The organism is Shinella sp. HY16 (assembly GCF_028534175.1).
Taxonomy (GTDB): Bacteria; Pseudomonadota; Alphaproteobacteria; order Rhizobiales; family Rhizobiaceae; genus Shinella.
The window spans coordinates 1797426-1812404 of the sequence record NZ_JAHYXL010000001.1 but is presented as its reverse complement, the minus strand read 5'-3'; the positions used below and the strand labels follow the sequence as shown (position 1 = coordinate 1812404).

The following is a 14979-nucleotide window of genomic DNA, read 5'->3' as shown; positions in this document are numbered from 1 at the left end:
GGCGCCCGTTCACTCCGGTGTGCGGTAGCCGTAAAGCCAGTCGAGATCGGCGGCGAGGCTTTCGGGCCCGCGCAGCGACAGGACGAGATTGCGGCCGAGCGCGATCGGGCCGCGGGCGTGGTAGGCGAATCGATTGAAGGCGCCGCGGCGGCGCACACTGGCGACTCGCTCGCGGCGGGTCGCCTCGAACTGCCGGAGCGCCTGTGCCGTGTCGGATGTTCGGGCGAGACGGTATGCCAAGAGCGCCGCATCCTCGATCGCCATCGCTGCGCCCTGGGCGGCAAAAGGCGTCATGGCATGGGCGGCATCGCCGATAAGCACGAGCTTGCGTCCATTGGTCCAGGCCCCGTCGGGGCATTCGAAAAGCGGCCATATCAGCGGACCGCGCGCTTCTGCGAGCATCTGGCGGATATCGGCGTGCCAGCGTGAGAAGGCATCGAGCAGGCGGGTGCGGGCGGCGGCATCGCCCGTGCGGGACCAGCCGGCGGCCGGTGCCTGCCCATGCGCGTGAAGGGCAACGACATTGAACGCCTGTGCCTCGGCCAGCGGATAGGCGACCAGGTGGGCCTGCGGGCCGAGAAAGGCCGTCACCGTGCGCGGATTGAGGAAGGGCGGCGCGGCGCCATAGGGCACCAGGAAACGCCAGGCGATTGTCCCCGAATACCGCGCCGGCAGGGCGCCCGGCACCGCCTTTCGCAGCGCCGACCAGACACCGTCGGCGGCGATGACCACGTCGGCCGGTGCGATGGCCAAAGCGTCATCCGCGGTATCGATTCGCCGGCCGGTCGTCAGCGTGCAGAGCGGTTCCCGGCTGACGGCATCTGCCAGTACGGCCTGCAGCGAGGCGCGATGCAGCACGCCATAGGGCGCGCCCCAGCGCTTGCGCGCGGCGGCACCGGCCGGGACGGAGGCGAGGGGGGCAAGCATATGGCCCGAGGACAGGAGGATATGGTCCGGTTCGCTCCAGCGCGCGGCAAGGGCATCGAGGAGGCCGAGATCGGCAAGGATGCGCGAGGCGTTGGGCGAAAGCTGCAAGCCGGCGCCGACTTCTTCGAGTGCGGGCGCCTGTTCCAGGACATGCACGGCAATGCCCTTGCGGGCGAGCGCGAGAGCTGCCGTCAGGCCGGCAATGCCGGCCCCGACGATGCATGCGGATTTTACGGAGGGCATGTCTGCGGCGGCCTTCCGGCCGTCACGCCGCGACCTGATTGGTGAAGATGCAGCCGGCCGGATCGGTCTGGCTGGCCTTGAGTGCCGGGTTGTAGCGGTAGAGCGTCGAGCAGTAGGGGCAGACCTTCTCGTTGTCGTCGCCCATGTCGAGGAAGACATGCGGGTGGTCATAGGGCACCGAGGCGCCGACGCACATGAACTCCTTCACGCCGATCTCGATCGAGCCATGGCCGCCGTCGTTCTGGAAATGGGGAATGCTGTGGCCAGCCATGTCAATGCTCCTGAAATGCCGTCTTTCTGGCGCGGACCATAGTCGCCTTCACGGCAAATGTGTAGATGCAAAACCGCCGCGCCCCGGGAGATTTCCGCATGCCTGCCGTTTTCTCCGCGGGCAAAGGGCAGTAAGAGCAGGGCATGCAAACGAAAGACGGCCCGCGATGAACCTTGATCCCCCGCCCTTTTCCCGTTTTACCCATGACGGCCTGGAGCTCGCCTTCTTCGACGAGGGCGACCCGTCGGGCCCACCGGTGCTGCTGATCCATGGCTTTGCCTCCAGCGCCAATGTCAACTGGGTGTTTCCCGGCTGGCTGAAGACGCTGGGCGATGCCGGCTACCGCGTCATCGCGCTCGACAACCGCGGCCACGGCAAGAGCGCCAAGCCGCACGATCCCGCGCTCTACACGCCGCCGCTGATGGCCGGCGATGCGGCCGCGCTGCTCGATCATCTGGCGATCCCCGAAGCCCATGTGTTCGGCTACTCCATGGGCGCGCGCATCACTGCCTTCCTGGCACTCGCCCATCCGCACCGCGTGCGCTCCGTCGTCTTCGGCGGGCTCGGCATCGGCATGGTGGAGGGTGTCGGCGACTGGGACCCCATTGCCGATGCGCTGCTGGCGCCCTCGCTCGACGTGGTGACGCACGATCGCGGCCGCATGTTCAGGGCCTTTGCCGACCAGACGAAATCCGACCGGCAGGCGCTTGCCGCCTGCATCATGACCTCGCGCGATCTCCTGACGGAAGCCGACATGGCGCGCATCGACATGCCCGCGCTGATCGGTGTCGGCACGAAGGACGATATCGCCGGGGCGCCACAGCCGCTCGCCGACCTGATGCCGGACGCAAGGGCGCTCGACATTCCCGGTCGCGACCACATGCTGGCTGTCGGCGACAAGGTCTTCAAGCATGCTGTTCTGGAATTCTATGCGGAGATCGGCGGTCGCTGAGCGGCCGTTTACGACGATGGGCGCCAGCCATTTCGCGCCGGCACCATTTGCTCTATATTGCGTGGGACAGACGACAAGGAGTGCGGCAATGGTCGCGATGAACGAACTCAGGGCCGGCGAGAAGCTCAAGGCCATGGATCCGATCTGGGACAGCCTGCGCGAGGAAGCCCGCGTCGCCGCCCAGGCCGAGCCGCTGCTGGCGGCCTTCCTCTATTCGACGGTGCTGAACCAGCGTTCGCTCGAGGAAAGCGTGATCCACCGCGTCTGCGAGCGGCTCGACCATCCGGACCTGCAGGCCAACCTCCTGCACCAGATTTTCGACGAGATGCTGGAAGACTGGCCGGAATGGGGCGGAATCCTGCGCGTCGATATCCAGGCCGTCTATGACCGTGACCCTGCCTGCCTGCGCTTCCTTGATGCCGTGCTCTATTTCAAGGGATTCCACGCCATCCAGACCCACCGTCTGGCGAACTGGCTGTACACGAAGGGCCGGCGTGACCTCTCGCTCTACCTGCAAAGCCGCTCCTCCAGCGTTTTCCAGACGGACATCAATCCGGCTGCGCGCATCGGCAAGGGCTTCTTTCTCGACCATGCGACGGGCCTCGTCGTCGGCGAGACGGCCGTCATCGGCGACAATGTCTCGATCCTCCACAATGTCACGCTCGGCGGCACCGGCAAGGAGGGGGGTGACCGTCATCCGAAGATCGGCGACGGCGTGATGATCGGCGCGGGGGCCAAGATCCTTGGCAACATCCATGTCGGTCATTGCTCGCGCATTGCTGCTGGCTCCGTCGTGCTCAAGCCCGTTCCACCGAAATCGACCGTTGCCGGCGTGCCGGCCAAGGTGATCGGCGAGGCGGGCTGCAACGAGCCGTCGCGTGCCATGGACCAGCTCCTGGCGGCCTTCGACTACGATCTCTAGCAATGCCAGCGAAGGCGTAACGCAGTTCTGCACCCGGCGTTGCGCGAAGGGCTCCAAAGCGGGAAAAGTCGCTTTCTCGGGGAATTCGAGGGTTTACAGGGCCGGAGGCAGGTGCGAGAAGCGCGGCAAATCAACCGATACGGAGACAGATCGTGAAGCCGGAAGAAATCAGGAAACTCGAGGCCTACTTCAAGCGCAATCTCAACAAGGAGATTGTCATCAAGGCCCGTCCGCGCAAGGATGAGTCTGCGGAAGTCTATCTCGGCGACGAGTTCCTGGGCGTCATCTTCCGCGACGACGAGGACGGCGAACTGTCCTACAACTTCTCCATGGCGATCCTCGACATCGACCTCTGATCGATCGGTGTTCGCAAGGTTTAAGGCCCGGCTGCCCTTGGCGCCGGGCCTTTTGTTATTCTTTTGCGACAAATCGGCTTTTGTCAGGTCCAATAATCATACCTATTGCGCAAGCTCTTGCTTTGGTTGCAAAATATTGCAATGCAGCATCTTTGTTGACTTTTTTGTGCATTGCATATAGATTTCGGACCATACCACCGGGATCCAAAGGAGACTTCGATGTTCAATTTCGACGAGGCAAACAAGAAGGGCAAGGAAGCCGTGGACACGTTCGTCAAGAGCTACACCACTGCTGCCCAGAGCTGGCAGGCGATCGCCACCGAGACCGCCGACTATTCGAAGAAGTCCTTCGAGAACGGCGTGGCTCACTTCGAAAAGCTCTCGGGCGTCAAGAGCGTCGAAGCTGCTCTCGAACTGCAGACGGCCTTCGTGAAGTCCTCCTATGAAGGTTTCGTCGCCGAAGCCACCAAGCTCAGCGAAATGTATGCCGATCTCGCCAAGGGCGCCTACAAGCCCTACGAAGCACCGGTCGCCAAGGCGACTGCCGCTGCCAAGGCTGCCGTCGCCGCCTGATTTTTTCCAAGTACTGCGTACGCGTATAGCGTTCATCGGCCGGCTGCGGGCAACCGCAGCCGGCCTTTGCGCGTTCCGGGGATTGCGCGAGGCTGACGCGGCGGCGGCAAATTTCGCTATTTCCTTCGGATGACCCGCGATTATGATTGCAGTGCGAAGCGGGGGTCTTACAATCGTGGGCCGAGACATTAGATAACAGCTCCAGAAGGCAACCTCGGACAAGCGGTGCGCCGCAGGCAAAGCGACCGCATGAAGGGCCCGCGGTCCGGGTCACAGTCAAGGGAATGAACACGAAAATGGATGTGAGACGGGTTCGAATGCAGGATGGGGAAGGCGGCGGCGACACTCCCGGTCGCAGCACCTCCGTCATTACCCGCACGAAACCTAAGACGAAGAAGCCGAGCCTGTACCGCGTCCTGCTTCTCAATGATGATTATACGCCCATGGAGTTTGTGATCCACATTCTGGAACGTTTCTTCCAGAAGGACCGCGAAGCGGCGACACGGATCATGCTGCATGTGCACAATCATGGCGTAGGCGAGTGCGGCGTGTTCACCTACGAGGTTGCCGAAACCAAAGTGACACAGGTGATGGATTTCTCCCGCCAGCACCAGCATCCGCTGCAATGTGTCATGGAAAAGAAATGAGGAACGAACGTGCCAACATTTTCTGCAAGCCTTGAAAAGGCGCTCCACCAGGCACTGACCTACGCGAACGAGCGCCACCACGAATATGCGACGCTCGAGCACCTCCTGCTGGCCCTTATCGACGACGCCGACGCGGCGGCCGTGATGGGGGCCTGCAACGTCAATCTCGACGTATTGCGCAAGACCGTTACCGACTATGTCGACCATGACCTAGCCAATCTGGTGACGGGCTACGAAGAAGACTCCAAGCCGACCTCCGGCTTCCAGCGCGTCATCCAGCGTGCGGTGATCCATGTCCAGTCGTCCGGTCGCGAAGAAGTGACCGGCGCCAACGTGCTCGTCGCGATCTTCGCCGAGCGCGAAAGCCATGCCGCTTATTTCCTGCAGGAGCAGGAGATGACACGCTACGATGCCGTCAACTTCATCTCGCATGGCATCGGAAAGCGCCCCGGTTCGACCGAGGAGCGAAAGGTGCGCGGCGCGGAGGAGAGCGAGAACGAGCAGAAGCAGACCCGCGGCGCCAGCGAGCAGGAAGAGCCTGCCAAGAAGCAGGATGCCCTGACGGCCTATTGCGTCAATCTCAACGAGAAGGCCAAGAACGGCAAGATCGACCCCTTGATCGGCCGTCATGCCGAGGTCAACCGGACGATCCAGGTCCTGTGCCGCCGCTCCAAGAACAACCCGCTCTATGTGGGCGATCCCGGCGTCGGCAAGACTGCCATCGCCGAGGGCCTCGCCAAGCGCATCGTCGAGGGCAAAGTGCCGGAAGCGCTCGCTGACGCGACGATCTTCTCGCTCGACATGGGCACGCTGCTCGCCGGAACGCGCTATCGCGGCGATTTCGAAGAACGGCTGAAGCAGGTCGTCAAGGAGCTCGAAGACTATCCGGGCGCTGTGTTGTTCATCGACGAGATCCATACGGTGATCGGCGCCGGCGCAACGTCCGGCGGGGCGATGGACGCCTCGAACCTCCTGAAGCCGGCGCTGTCGTCCGGTGCGATCCGCTGCATCGGCTCGACGACCTACAAGGAGTACCGCCAGTTCTTCGAGAAGGACCGGGCGCTTGTCCGCCGGTTCCAGAAGATCGACGTCAACGAGCCGACCATCGATGACACGATCGAGATCATGAAGGGTCTGAAGCCCTATTTCGAGGAGTATCACAAGCTGAAATACTCCAACGAGGCGATCAAGACGGCGGTGGAACTGTCGGCGCGCTACATCAACGACCGCAAGCTGCCGGACAAGGCGATCGACGTGATCGACGAGACCGGTGCGGCCCAGATGCTGCTGCCCGTGGGGAAGCGCCGCAAGCTGATCACCGAGAAGGAGATCGAGGCGACGATCGCCACCATGGCCCGCATTCCGGCAAAGACAGTGTCGAAGGACGACGAGCAGGTTCTTGCCAACCTCGACAAGGAACTGCGCTCCGTCGTCTACGGCCAGGACCTTGCCATCGAGGCGCTGTCGTCGGCGATCAAGCTTGCCCGCGCGGGCCTGCGCGAGCCGAACAAGCCGATCGGCTGCTACCTCTTCTCCGGCCCCACCGGCGTCGGCAAGACGGAAGTCGCCAAGCAGCTCGCATCGTCGCTCGGCGTGGAACTCCTGCGCTTCGACATGTCGGAATACATGGAGCGGCATACGGTTTCCCGTCTGCTCGGTGCACCTCCCGGCTATGTCGGCTTCGACCAGGGCGGTCTCCTGACCGATGGCGTCGATCAGCACCCGCATTGCGTGCTGCTGCTCGACGAGATCGAGAAGGCGCATCCGGACCTCTACAACATCCTGTTGCAGGTCATGGATCACGGCTCGCTGACCGACCACAACGGCAAGAAGATCGACTTCCGCAACGTTATCCTGATCATGACGACCAATGCGGGCGCGTCCGACATGGCCAAGGCTGCCATCGGCTTCGGCTCGTCGAAGCGCGAGGGCGAGGACATGGAGGCGATCAACCGCCTGTTCACGCCGGAATTCCGCAACCGTCTCGATGCGATCATCCCGTTCGGCTCGCTGCCGACGCCGGTCATCCATCAGGTCGTGCAGAAGTTCGTCATGCAGCTGGAAACCCAGCTTGCCGAGCGCAACGTCACCTTCGATCTCCAGCAGGAGGCAATCGCCTGGCTGGCCGAGAAGGGCTACGACGAGAAGATGGGTGCCCGTCCGTTGGCGCGCGTCATCCAGGAGAACATCAAGAAGAAGCTGGCCGACGAAATCCTCTTCGGCAAGCTCAAGAAGGGCGGCGTCGTGCGCGTCTCCGTCGGCGTGAAGGAAGACGGCTCGAAGGGCCTGATTCTCGACGCCGTGCCGGAGACGGCGCGGATCAAGCCAAAGGCCGAGGTCGAGGAGGCAGCCGCCAAGAAGGCCAAGCCCCGCAAGCCCAAGGAAACCGTCGCCGCGGAGGCCGCGCCCGCCAAGGCTCGCTCTTCGAAGAAGGTGGTGGAGGCCAAGGCAGAGGAACCGAAGGACGAGCCGCCACGCAAGTCGTCCGGCGCCGTTCCGAAGGTGCCGCGCAAGAAATAACGGTTCGATGAAACGAATGGGCCGGGCAGGCGACTGCCCGGCCTATATTGTTGAGGACGTGGCGCAAACCGTCGCTCCGCCGCAAACCTTTCCTCCGCAATGGCCGGGCTTGTCCCGATCATCCAGCGCTACAGGGCGGGTGTGGATCCTCGGGTCGGAGGCCAGAGATGACAGCAGTGGGCGAAGTGAGCTTGCCAACTCATGGGGCCGGGACAAAAATCCGTACGGCCTTGCTTTGCTACAAGAGAATTGAATGACCGCCCCGCCCGAACCCCAACCCCAAAACCACTGGTTCCTCCTCGGCATGCGCGGCATCTTCAGCCTGCCGGCAATCATCCTGATGCTGTCCTTCGTCGGTTTCGCGGCTTTTACCGCGGAAGCGAAGATCCCGGTCGACCAGGTGATGTTCATGACCGGCATGGTCTGGGCGCTGCCGGCAAAAGTGATTCTCGTCGGCTCCATGCTGTCGGGTGCGCATATCGCCACGGCCTTTCTCGCGGTGACGCTTTCGTCGGTGCGGATGATGCCGATGGTGGCGGCGCTCATTCCGGAAATCCGCACCAGCCGCACGCCGACCTGGCTGTTGCTGATCATCTCGCATTTCGTCGCCATCACCGCCTGGGTCTTTGCGATGGAGAAGGTAAGGGACGTGCCGCGTGGGGGCCGCGTCGCCTTCTTCGCCGGCTTTGGCGTAACATTGACGCTCACCAATATTGTGCTCGTCGGCCTTGTTTATGGTGCGGTCTCGGAATTTCCGCCGATCGTTTCCGGCTGTCTCTTCTTCCTGACGCCGGTCTACTTTCTGACCTCGATCTGGATTTCAGCGCGTCACCGGGTGATCTACTGGGCACTCGGCATCGGCCTGGCGCTCGGTTACGTCTTCGCGGTCGTCGCGCCGGAATATGATATCCTCCTGACCGGCGTCATCGGGGGGACTGCGGCCTGGTGGGGCGAAAGGGCGCTGCGCCGCCGGGAGGCCGCACGATGAGTTTCGATGGTCTTTGGCCTTACATCTACATCGCCGTTGCCGGCTGGCTGGCGACGGACCTCTGGCGCTGGGCGGGTGTCATCGCCGGCAATCGCATCGACGAGCGGTCCGAGGTCCTGAACTGGGTGAGGGCGGTGGCGACGGCGCTGGTGGCGGCGGTCATCGCCAAGCTGATCTTCTTCCCGACCGGCACGCTGGAGGCTTCGCCCCTCTGGCTGCGCCTTGGGGCTGTCGTGTTCGGCGGTCTCTGCTTCTTCTTCGGCGGCCGATTCAGGCAGATCGCCGGCATCGCCGCGGCCATCGCTTTCCTTGCCGCAGGGTTGGCGCTGCTCGGCGTTTGAAACGGAGCGCGCCGTCCGCGCGCTCCGTCTCCGGCTTTCGTGGTGTTTCTTACCGCGCCAATGCCCTGCGCAGCTTTTCCGCATTGGCGGCAAGCACGCTCTGGTCTTCCATCGTACCGGAATGCGGCTTCAGCGGCAGGCCCTCGACGCGCGGGATGACGTGGAAATGCAGGTGGTAGACGGTCTGGCCGGCGGCCGGTTCGTTGAACTGCATGACGGTGACGCCATCGGCCTCGAAAGCCTCCTTGGCGGCGGCCGCCACCTTCTGCACCACCGGCAGCAGGCGCGACAGCGTCTGGGGGGCAGCGTCGAGGATGTTGCGCGACGGCGTCTTGGGAATGACGAGCGTATGCCCGTTTGCCTGCGGCATCACATCCATGAAGGCGACGGCGTCGTCATCCTCGTAGACGCGGTGCGAGGGGATCTCGCCGCGCAGGATCTTTGCGAAGATGTTGTTCGTGTCGTAGGCGGTCATGCTCGTCTCCGATGTGCTCAGTCGTTGTCGTCTTGGCCGCCGCTGCGGCGGAAGGGGCCGTGTTCGGCAAGGTATTCGCCCGTCGCCTCGACGTCGCGGCGCTCGCGCTCGAGATAATCGGCGACGGCGCGCCGAAGGCCGGGATGGGTGATGTAGTGAGCCGAATGGGTGGTGACGGGCAGATAGCCGCGCGCCAGCTTGTGCTCGCCCTGCGCGCCGGCCTCGACCCGCGCCAGACCCTTCTCGATCGCGAAATCGATGGCCTGATGGTAGCAGACCTCGAAATGCAGGAAAGGGTGGTCCTCGACGCAGCCCCAGTGCCGGCCGAAGAGCGTGTCGCCACCGATGAAATTGATCGCGCCGGCGATGTAGCGGCCGTTGCGCCTGGCCATGACGAGCAGGATATCGTCTGCCATGCGTTCGCCGATCAGGCTATAGAACTGGCGGTTGAGATAGGGCCGGCCCCATTTGCGGCTGCCGGTGTCCATATAGAAGGCGAAGAACTGGTCCCAGATTTTTTCGGTCAGGTCCCTTCCGGTCAGCCAGTCGATCTCGATGCCGTTTTCCACCGCCGCCCGTCGCTCCTTCTTCAGCGCCTTGCGCTTGCGGGAGGCGAGCGTTTCCAGGAAGTCGGCATGCGAGCCGTAGCCCTCATTGAGAAAATGGAACTGCTGGTCGGTACGGTGGAGGTAGCCCGCGGCCTCGAAAACCGGCATTTCCCCTTCCGGGACAAAGGTGACATGGGCGGAGGAGACGCCATGGCGCTTCGACAGTTCCTTCAACCCTTCGGCAAGGGCGGCCTGGCTGGCGATGACCGGCCGGTCGGTCCGGTGCAGCAGCCGCGGGCCGGTCGCGGGCGTGAAGGGAATGGCGGCCTGCAGTTTCGGATAATAGCGCCCGCCGGCGCGCTCCAGCGCATCGGCCCAGCCATGGTCGAAGACATATTCGCCCTGGCTGTGGTTCTTCAGATAGACGGGCAGGGCGCCGAGGAGGCCGCCGTCGTCGTTCTCCAGCAGGAGATGCTGGCCGAGCCAGCCCGTCTCGGCGGTGGCGCAGCCCGAATTCTCGAGCGCGGAGAGGAAGGCGTGGCTGACAAAGGGGTTGTACGGCACCGAAGCGTCGCCCCTGGAGGCGCCGGAAAGGCGCCCCCAGTCGTCCGCCGCAATGTCGGCGAAGCTCGTTTCGACGCGGATCCGCACCGTCCCGCTCATCCTATGCCGTCAAGGCCTCGCGCGGATCGAAACCCTCGAAGGTCATCTGGTCCGCGTTGAGTGCCGTAATCGTGCGCGCTTCGTCGTCGCGCACCGTCCAGGTGATGACCTGCCGGCCGAGGTCGCGCTGCCGGCTGATGAAGGCGTTCGGCAGGTGGCCGTAGTGGTAGGAGATGAAATCGAGCCCGAGCTGCATGGCTTCCTCATGCACGGCGAAATTCTCCGGCCGGGCGCCTTCCGCCGTCAGGCCGACGGGGCGGCTGGTGCCGATCGCCGTCAAATCCTTCAAAAGCCAGTGATCGAAGCTCATCAGCGCGACGGGCCCGTCATAGTCTTCGATCGTGTCGAGCACGGCCATCGCGAAACCGTCATCGTCACCTTCGCGCCCCTTCAGCTCCAGGACGAGCGGCACACGGCCCTTCACGAGGTCGAGCAGCCGGCGCAGCGTCGGCACGCCGTCTTCCGTGCCGCCGACCTTCAGCAGGCCGAGTTCGGCGGCGGTGCGCTGGCGCACGTCCCCCTCGATGCCGCACAGCCGCTTCAGGTCGTCGTCATGGAAGACGACGGGTACGGCATCGGCGGCATATTGCAGGTCGCATTCGATGGCGAAGCCGGCATCGGCCGCGCGCGCGAAGGCAGAAAGCGTGTTTTCCCAGACCTTGCGGTTGAGATCGTGATAGCCGCGATGGGCGATTGGCCGCTCGGTCAGCCAGGGGAATTTCCGCATCAGGCGATTTCCATGATGGCGTCGATCTCGACGGCCGCATTGAGGGGAAGCGCTGCCATGCCGACGGCGGCGCGGGCATGTTTGCCGGCATCGCCAAGAGCTGCGACGAGGAAGTTCGATGCGCCGTTGATGACGAGGTGCTGCTCGACGAAATCCGGCGCGGAGGCGACGAAGCCGTTGATCTTGATGATGCGCTTGATGCGCGAGAGGTCCCCGAGGGCGGCCTTGGCCTGGGCGAGAAGGCCGAGTGCGCACAGTTCCGCTGCCTTCTGGCCGCCGGCGACATCAACGTTCCGGCCGAGATGTCCGGTGACGGCGAGCTTGCCGTCCAGCATCGGCAGCTGGCCGGAAATGTGGAGCACGTTGCCGCTGATGACGAAGGGCACGTAGTTGGCGGCCGGTGCTGCCGCCACGGGAATGTCGTAGCCCAGTTCCTTGACGCGGTTTTCGATTTCAGCGGACATTCCGGTCTCCGTTTCTTGTCGCCGGTCCATAGATAGGATCGGCTGGTGGCGGCTGTGAGGGGCATTGCGGCGCAGATCGTCGCAATGGAGGAAATGAAGTTGGCAAGAGGTGGATATTGCCTCGCTTTTGCCGGAAGAGTTCATATAACATCGCGACCGACTTCAACAGGAGGAAACGGATGTTTCGTTCAGCCTTTGTCGCGGCCCTGACGGCCGGGGCATGCTTCGCCGGCAGCGGCGTCTCGAGCGCCTTTGCCACGCCGGCGACCGGGCTTGCGCCGCACCGCGCCGTCTATGACCTCAAACTGAAGGATGCGACCGAGCGCTCCGGCATCGCCGGCATGTATGGCCGCATGGTCTATGAGTTCAACGGCAGTCCGTGCGACGGCTATACGGTCAGCTTCCGCTTCGTCACGCAGGTCAATACCGGCGAGGAGACGCGCCTCACGGACCAGCAGACGACGACCTACGAGGACCTGAAGACCGGCAGCTTCCGCTTCCTCACCCGCTCCTTCACCGACGAGAAGCTGGACAAGGAGGTGCGCGGCACAGCGCGCGAGGACAAGAAGGGCGTCAGCGTCGATCTGACTGCGCCGGACACGAGACAGGTGGAGCTTGCCGCAAGCCGCTTCCCGACAGAGCACATGCTCGACGTCATCGATCGGGCCAAGAAGGGCGAGCGTTTCTTCGAAGCGCGCCTCTTCGATGGCTCGGATGCGGGCGACAAGACGCTGATGACGACCGCCGTCGTCGGTAAGAAGGAAAAGCCCAAGGTGGGTGATCCGGACGCCGACAAGGCCGGTTCCTTCTCCAAGGAGGCCTTCTGGCCGGTCTCCATCGCCTACTACAACGACACGAGCGAAGGCGATGCGTTGCCGGTCTACCGCATGTCCTTCAAGCTCTACGAGAATGGAATCACCCGCGATCTCACCATGGACTATGGCGAGTTCGTGTTGAGCGGGAAGCTTGCCAGGCTGGAGATGTTCAAGCAGCAGGAATGCAAGTAGGCGGTTTTGGCTTGCCGGTCACCCTAACCCTCTCCCCGCAGGCAGGGAGAGGGAATGTGCCAAACGAGCGATATTGATTGGGAAAACCGGCGCGGCCTATCCCTTCGCCCCGCTACGGGGAGAAGGTGGCTGGCAGGCCGGATGAGGGGCGAAACTGCACAGGGGATGCCTTTTTTACCCTGCGGCCCTTGATTTGCCGGCAAACTGCGGTTAAAGGGCCGCTCATTCCACACGTAAGGCATGGGATCGTCCGGGAGAAATCCGGACCGTTCCGCCCGGTGGCGCTTCCCAAGGAAGTGCTGTTCGCCTTGCGGAGGTTCAACCGGAAAAGGATAACTAGGCATGGCATTGCCCGATTTTTCTATGCGCCAGCTTCTGGAAGCTGGTATTCACTTCGGCCACCAGACGCACCGCTGGAACCCGAAGATGAAGCCGTACATCTTCGGCGACCGTAACAACGTTCACATCATCGACCTGGCACAGACCGTTCCGCTGCTGTCGCGCGCCCTTCAGGTCGTGTCCGACACCGTCGCCGGTGGTGGCCGCGTTCTGTTCGTCGGCACCAAGCGCCAGGCTTCGGACATCATCGCCGATGCAGCCAAGCGTTCGGCCCAGTACTACGTTAACGCCCGCTGGCTCGGCGGCATGCTGACGAATTGGAAGACGATCTCCAACTCGATCCAGCGCCTGCGCAAGCTCGACGAGATCCTGTCCTCGGAAGGCTCCGGCTATTCCAAGAAGGAGCGTCTGACCCTCGAGCGCGAACGCGAGAAGCTTGAAAAGGCCCTCGGCGGTATCCGCGACATGGGCGGCACGCCGGACCTGATGTTCATCATCGACACCAACAAGGAGTCGATCGCGATCCAGGAAGCCAAGCGTCTCGGCATCCCGGTCGTCGCCATCATCGACTCGAACTGCGATCCGGACCCGATCGATTTCCCGATCCCCGGCAACGACGACGCCTCGCGCGCCATCGCCCTCTACTGCGATCTGATCGCGCGCGCCGCCATCGACGGCATCGCACGCCAGCAGGGCGCTTCGGGCCGCGACCTCGGTGCTTCCGCTGAAGTTCCGGTCGACCCGGTTCTCGAAGCCGAAGCATAAGGCAAAGGTCGGAGCGACGTCTTTCGCTCCCGCTTTTCTAGATGACCGAGGCCAGAGAGACGATCCCTGGCCTCGGCTTGTTTGAAGACCCTGTCTGCCACGATCCCCAAGGATCGTTTTGCGGCGACAGGCCAGAGGTGATCTTCATCACCCTGTCACACTTCCGGGTACATTCGTTCCCAAAACCTTGAGTTCGCCGAGGTTTTCCGGCGACACGCAACAAGAACCGACAAGAGGCTCACAATGGCTGAAATCACCGCTGCACTGGTGAAGGAACTGCGCGAAAAGTCCGGCGCAGGCATGATGGACTGCAAGAAGGCGCTGGCTGAAAACAACGGCGACATCGAAGCGGCAATCGACTGGCTGCGCGCCAAGGGTATCGCCAAGGCCGACAAGAAGTCCGGCCGCACCGCGGCTGAAGGCCTGATCGGTATCGCCAGCGCCGGCACGAAGGCTGTTGTCGTCGAAATCAACTCCGAAACCGACTTCGTTGCCCGCAACGATGCCTTCCAGTCCATGGTTCGCGGCGTTGCCGACGTAGCCCTGACGACCGACGGCACCGTTGAAGCCGTTGGTGCCGCCACCTATCCGGCAACCGGCAAGTCGGTCACCGACACGATCAAGGACGCTGTCGCCACCATCGGCGAAAACATGAACCTGCGCCGCTCGGTCCTGTTGTCGGTCGAAGACGGCGTCGTCGCGACCTACATCCACAACGCTGCTGCCGACCGTCTCGGCAAGCTCGGCGTTCTCGTGGCGCTGAAGTCGACCGGCGACAAGGAAGCCCTGAACGCCATCGGCCGCCAGGTCGCCATGCACGTCGCTGCAACGGCTCCGCTCGCCATCCGCGCCGAAGAAGTCGACGCCGCTGTCGCCGAGCGCGAACGCAACGTCTTCATCGAGCAGTCGCGCGCTTCCGGCAAGCCGGACGCGATCATCGAGAAGATGGTCGAAGGCCGCATGCGCAAGTTCTTCGAAGAAGTCGCCCTCTTGTCGCAGGCCTTCGTCATGAACCCCGACCTCACGGTCGGCGCTGCCGTCAAGGAAGCTGAAAAGACCGTCGGAGCGCCGATCGAAGTCGTCGGCATGGCCCGCCTGCTGCTCGGCGAAGGCGTCGAAAAGGAAGAAACCGACTTCGCCGCAGAAGTCGCAGCCGTCGCCAAGGGCTGATTTTCTTAATCCCGTTAGGGAAAAGAACAGGGCGCCGCGTGACAACGCGGCGCCCTTCGTGTATCCGGCTTGCCGAAATGC

General features: G+C 63.3%; 17 protein-coding genes. 11 read left to right on the top strand and 6 right to left on the bottom strand.

What is annotated here, in order from left to right; all coding sequences use genetic code 11:
- Nucleotides 1–9: 9 nt before the first annotated feature.
- Nucleotides 10–1170 carry an FAD-dependent monooxygenase gene (locus K0P03_RS09250; RefSeq protein WP_272789422.1) on the bottom strand — a complete coding sequence of 387 codons (1161 nt, stop codon included), beginning with the start codon at nucleotides 1168–1170 and terminating at the stop codon, nucleotides 10–12.
- A 22-nt stretch (nucleotides 1171–1192) separates the two neighbouring features.
- A complete protein-coding gene (locus K0P03_RS09245; RefSeq protein WP_023516619.1) occupies nucleotides 1193–1441 on the bottom strand; it encodes a zinc-finger domain-containing protein in 249 nt (82 codons plus the stop codon).
- 166 nt (nucleotides 1442–1607) lie between these two features.
- Here K0P03_RS09245 and K0P03_RS09240 point away from each other — a divergent pair, with 166 nt between their 5' ends.
- The 8 genes from K0P03_RS09240 to K0P03_RS09205 all read left to right on the top strand — a co-directional run bounded on the left by K0P03_RS09240 (nucleotide 1608) and on the right by K0P03_RS09205 (nucleotide 8740).
- On the top strand, nucleotides 1608–2393 hold the full coding sequence (locus tag K0P03_RS09240) for an alpha/beta fold hydrolase (RefSeq protein ID WP_023516618.1): 786 nt from the start codon (nucleotides 1608–1610) through the stop codon (nucleotides 2391–2393).
- Between the two features lie 88 nt (nucleotides 2394–2481).
- The gene (cysE, locus tag K0P03_RS09235) at nucleotides 2482–3315 is read left to right on the top strand and encodes a serine O-acetyltransferase (RefSeq protein ID WP_050744023.1); all 834 of its coding nucleotides are present in this window, start codon (nucleotides 2482–2484) and stop codon (nucleotides 3313–3315) included.
- Between the two features lie 152 nt (nucleotides 3316–3467).
- Nucleotides 3468–3671, top strand: a complete 204-nt coding sequence (locus K0P03_RS09230) for a DUF3126 family protein (protein WP_024271065.1) — start codon at nucleotides 3468–3470, stop codon at nucleotides 3669–3671.
- Nucleotides 3672–3890: 219 nt separating this feature from the next.
- Nucleotides 3891–4244, top strand: a complete 354-nt coding sequence (locus tag K0P03_RS09225) for a phasin family protein (RefSeq protein WP_024271064.1) — start codon at nucleotides 3891–3893, stop codon at nucleotides 4242–4244.
- Nucleotides 4245–4540: 296 nt separating this feature from the next.
- Nucleotides 4541–4891 (top strand): ATP-dependent Clp protease adapter ClpS, encoded by a 351-nt coding sequence (gene clpS, locus K0P03_RS09220; protein ID WP_037408383.1) that lies wholly within the window; start codon nucleotides 4541–4543, stop codon nucleotides 4889–4891.
- A gap of 9 nt (nucleotides 4892–4900) precedes the next feature.
- Nucleotides 4901–7411 carry an ATP-dependent Clp protease ATP-binding subunit ClpA gene (clpA, locus tag K0P03_RS09215; protein WP_023515318.1) on the top strand — a complete coding sequence of 837 codons (2511 nt, stop codon included), beginning with the start codon at nucleotides 4901–4903 and terminating at the stop codon, nucleotides 7409–7411.
- Between the two features lie 253 nt (nucleotides 7412–7664).
- Nucleotides 7665–8399 carry an AzlC family ABC transporter permease gene (locus tag K0P03_RS09210; RefSeq protein ID WP_272789421.1) on the top strand — a complete coding sequence of 245 codons (735 nt, stop codon included), beginning with the start codon at nucleotides 7665–7667 and terminating at the stop codon, nucleotides 8397–8399.
- A complete protein-coding gene (locus K0P03_RS09205; protein ID WP_050744020.1) occupies nucleotides 8396–8740 on the top strand; it encodes an AzlD domain-containing protein in 345 nt (114 codons plus the stop codon). The genes K0P03_RS09210 and K0P03_RS09205 overlap by 4 nt, the downstream gene beginning before the upstream one ends.
- Before the next feature lie 49 nt (nucleotides 8741–8789).
- Here K0P03_RS09205 and K0P03_RS09200 read toward each other — a convergent pair whose 3' ends face one another.
- The 4 genes from K0P03_RS09200 to K0P03_RS09185 are packed head-to-tail and all read right to left on the bottom strand — an operon-like array spanning nucleotide 8790 to nucleotide 11617.
- Complete coding sequence (locus K0P03_RS09200; RefSeq protein WP_050744019.1) at nucleotides 8790–9215, bottom strand: HIT family protein; 426 nt, start codon at nucleotides 9213–9215, stop codon at nucleotides 8790–8792.
- Between the two features lie 17 nt (nucleotides 9216–9232).
- On the bottom strand, nucleotides 9233–10426 hold the full coding sequence (locus K0P03_RS09195) for a GNAT family N-acetyltransferase (protein ID WP_272789420.1): 1194 nt from the start codon (nucleotides 10424–10426) through the stop codon (nucleotides 9233–9235).
- A gap of 1 nt (nucleotide 10427) precedes the next feature.
- Nucleotides 10428–11153 (bottom strand): glycerophosphodiester phosphodiesterase, encoded by a 726-nt coding sequence (locus K0P03_RS09190; protein ID WP_272789419.1) that lies wholly within the window; start codon nucleotides 11151–11153, stop codon nucleotides 10428–10430.
- Nucleotides 11153–11617, bottom strand: a complete 465-nt coding sequence (locus K0P03_RS09185; RefSeq protein WP_023515324.1) for a RidA family protein — start codon at nucleotides 11615–11617, stop codon at nucleotides 11153–11155. The genes K0P03_RS09190 and K0P03_RS09185 overlap by 1 nt, the downstream gene beginning before the upstream one ends.
- A gap of 179 nt (nucleotides 11618–11796) precedes the next feature.
- Between K0P03_RS09185 and K0P03_RS09180 the strand changes: the two genes are divergently transcribed.
- The 3 genes from K0P03_RS09180 to tsf all read left to right on the top strand — a co-directional run bounded on the left by K0P03_RS09180 (nucleotide 11797) and on the right by tsf (nucleotide 14898).
- Entirely contained in the window at nucleotides 11797–12624 is an 828-nt protein-coding gene (locus tag K0P03_RS09180) for a cell envelope integrity EipB family protein (protein ID WP_272789418.1), read from the top strand.
- A 342-nt stretch (nucleotides 12625–12966) separates the two neighbouring features.
- A complete protein-coding gene (rpsB, locus tag K0P03_RS09175; protein WP_272789417.1) occupies nucleotides 12967–13728 on the top strand; it encodes a 30S ribosomal protein S2 in 762 nt (253 codons plus the stop codon).
- A gap of 243 nt (nucleotides 13729–13971) precedes the next feature.
- Complete coding sequence (gene tsf, locus K0P03_RS09170) at nucleotides 13972–14898, top strand: translation elongation factor Ts (protein WP_050744016.1); 927 nt, start codon at nucleotides 13972–13974, stop codon at nucleotides 14896–14898.
- Nucleotides 14899–14979: the final 81 nt, after the last annotated feature.

Excerpts from the sequence above, each read along its gene's own strand:
- K0P03_RS09245 (WP_023516619.1), bottom strand. The coding sequence starts at position 1,441 with ATGGCTGGCCACAGCATTCCCCATTTCCAGAACGACGGCGGCCATGGC.
- cysE (WP_050744023.1), top strand. The coding sequence starts at position 2,482 with ATGGTCGCGATGAACGAACTCAGGGCCGGCGAGAAGCTCAAGGCCATG.
- K0P03_RS09185 (WP_023515324.1), bottom strand. The coding sequence starts at position 11,617 with ATGTCCGCTGAAATCGAAAACCGCGTCAAGGAACTGGGCTACGACATT.
- K0P03_RS09195 (WP_272789420.1), bottom strand. The coding sequence starts at position 10,426 with ATGAGCGGGACGGTGCGGATCCGCGTCGAAACGAGCTTCGCCGACATT.
- K0P03_RS09250 (WP_272789422.1), bottom strand. The coding sequence starts at position 1,170 with ATGCCCTCCGTAAAATCCGCATGCATCGTCGGGGCCGGCATTGCCGGC.
- K0P03_RS09180 (WP_272789418.1), top strand. The coding sequence starts at position 11,797 with ATGTTTCGTTCAGCCTTTGTCGCGGCCCTGACGGCCGGGGCATGCTTC.
- rpsB (WP_272789417.1), top strand. The coding sequence starts at position 12,967 with ATGGCATTGCCCGATTTTTCTATGCGCCAGCTTCTGGAAGCTGGTATT.
- K0P03_RS09190 (WP_272789419.1), bottom strand. The coding sequence starts at position 11,153 with ATGCGGAAATTCCCCTGGCTGACCGAGCGGCCAATCGCCCATCGCGGC.
- K0P03_RS09240 (WP_023516618.1), top strand. The coding sequence starts at position 1,608 with ATGAACCTTGATCCCCCGCCCTTTTCCCGTTTTACCCATGACGGCCTG.
- K0P03_RS09225 (WP_024271064.1), top strand. The coding sequence starts at position 3,891 with ATGTTCAATTTCGACGAGGCAAACAAGAAGGGCAAGGAAGCCGTGGAC.
- K0P03_RS09200 (WP_050744019.1), bottom strand. The coding sequence starts at position 9,215 with ATGACCGCCTACGACACGAACAACATCTTCGCAAAGATCCTGCGCGGC.
- K0P03_RS09205 (WP_050744020.1), top strand. The coding sequence starts at position 8,396 with ATGAGTTTCGATGGTCTTTGGCCTTACATCTACATCGCCGTTGCCGGC.
- clpS (WP_037408383.1), top strand. The coding sequence starts at position 4,541 with ATGGATGTGAGACGGGTTCGAATGCAGGATGGGGAAGGCGGCGGCGAC.
- K0P03_RS09210 (WP_272789421.1), top strand. The coding sequence starts at position 7,665 with ATGACCGCCCCGCCCGAACCCCAACCCCAAAACCACTGGTTCCTCCTC.
- tsf (WP_050744016.1), top strand. The coding sequence starts at position 13,972 with ATGGCTGAAATCACCGCTGCACTGGTGAAGGAACTGCGCGAAAAGTCC.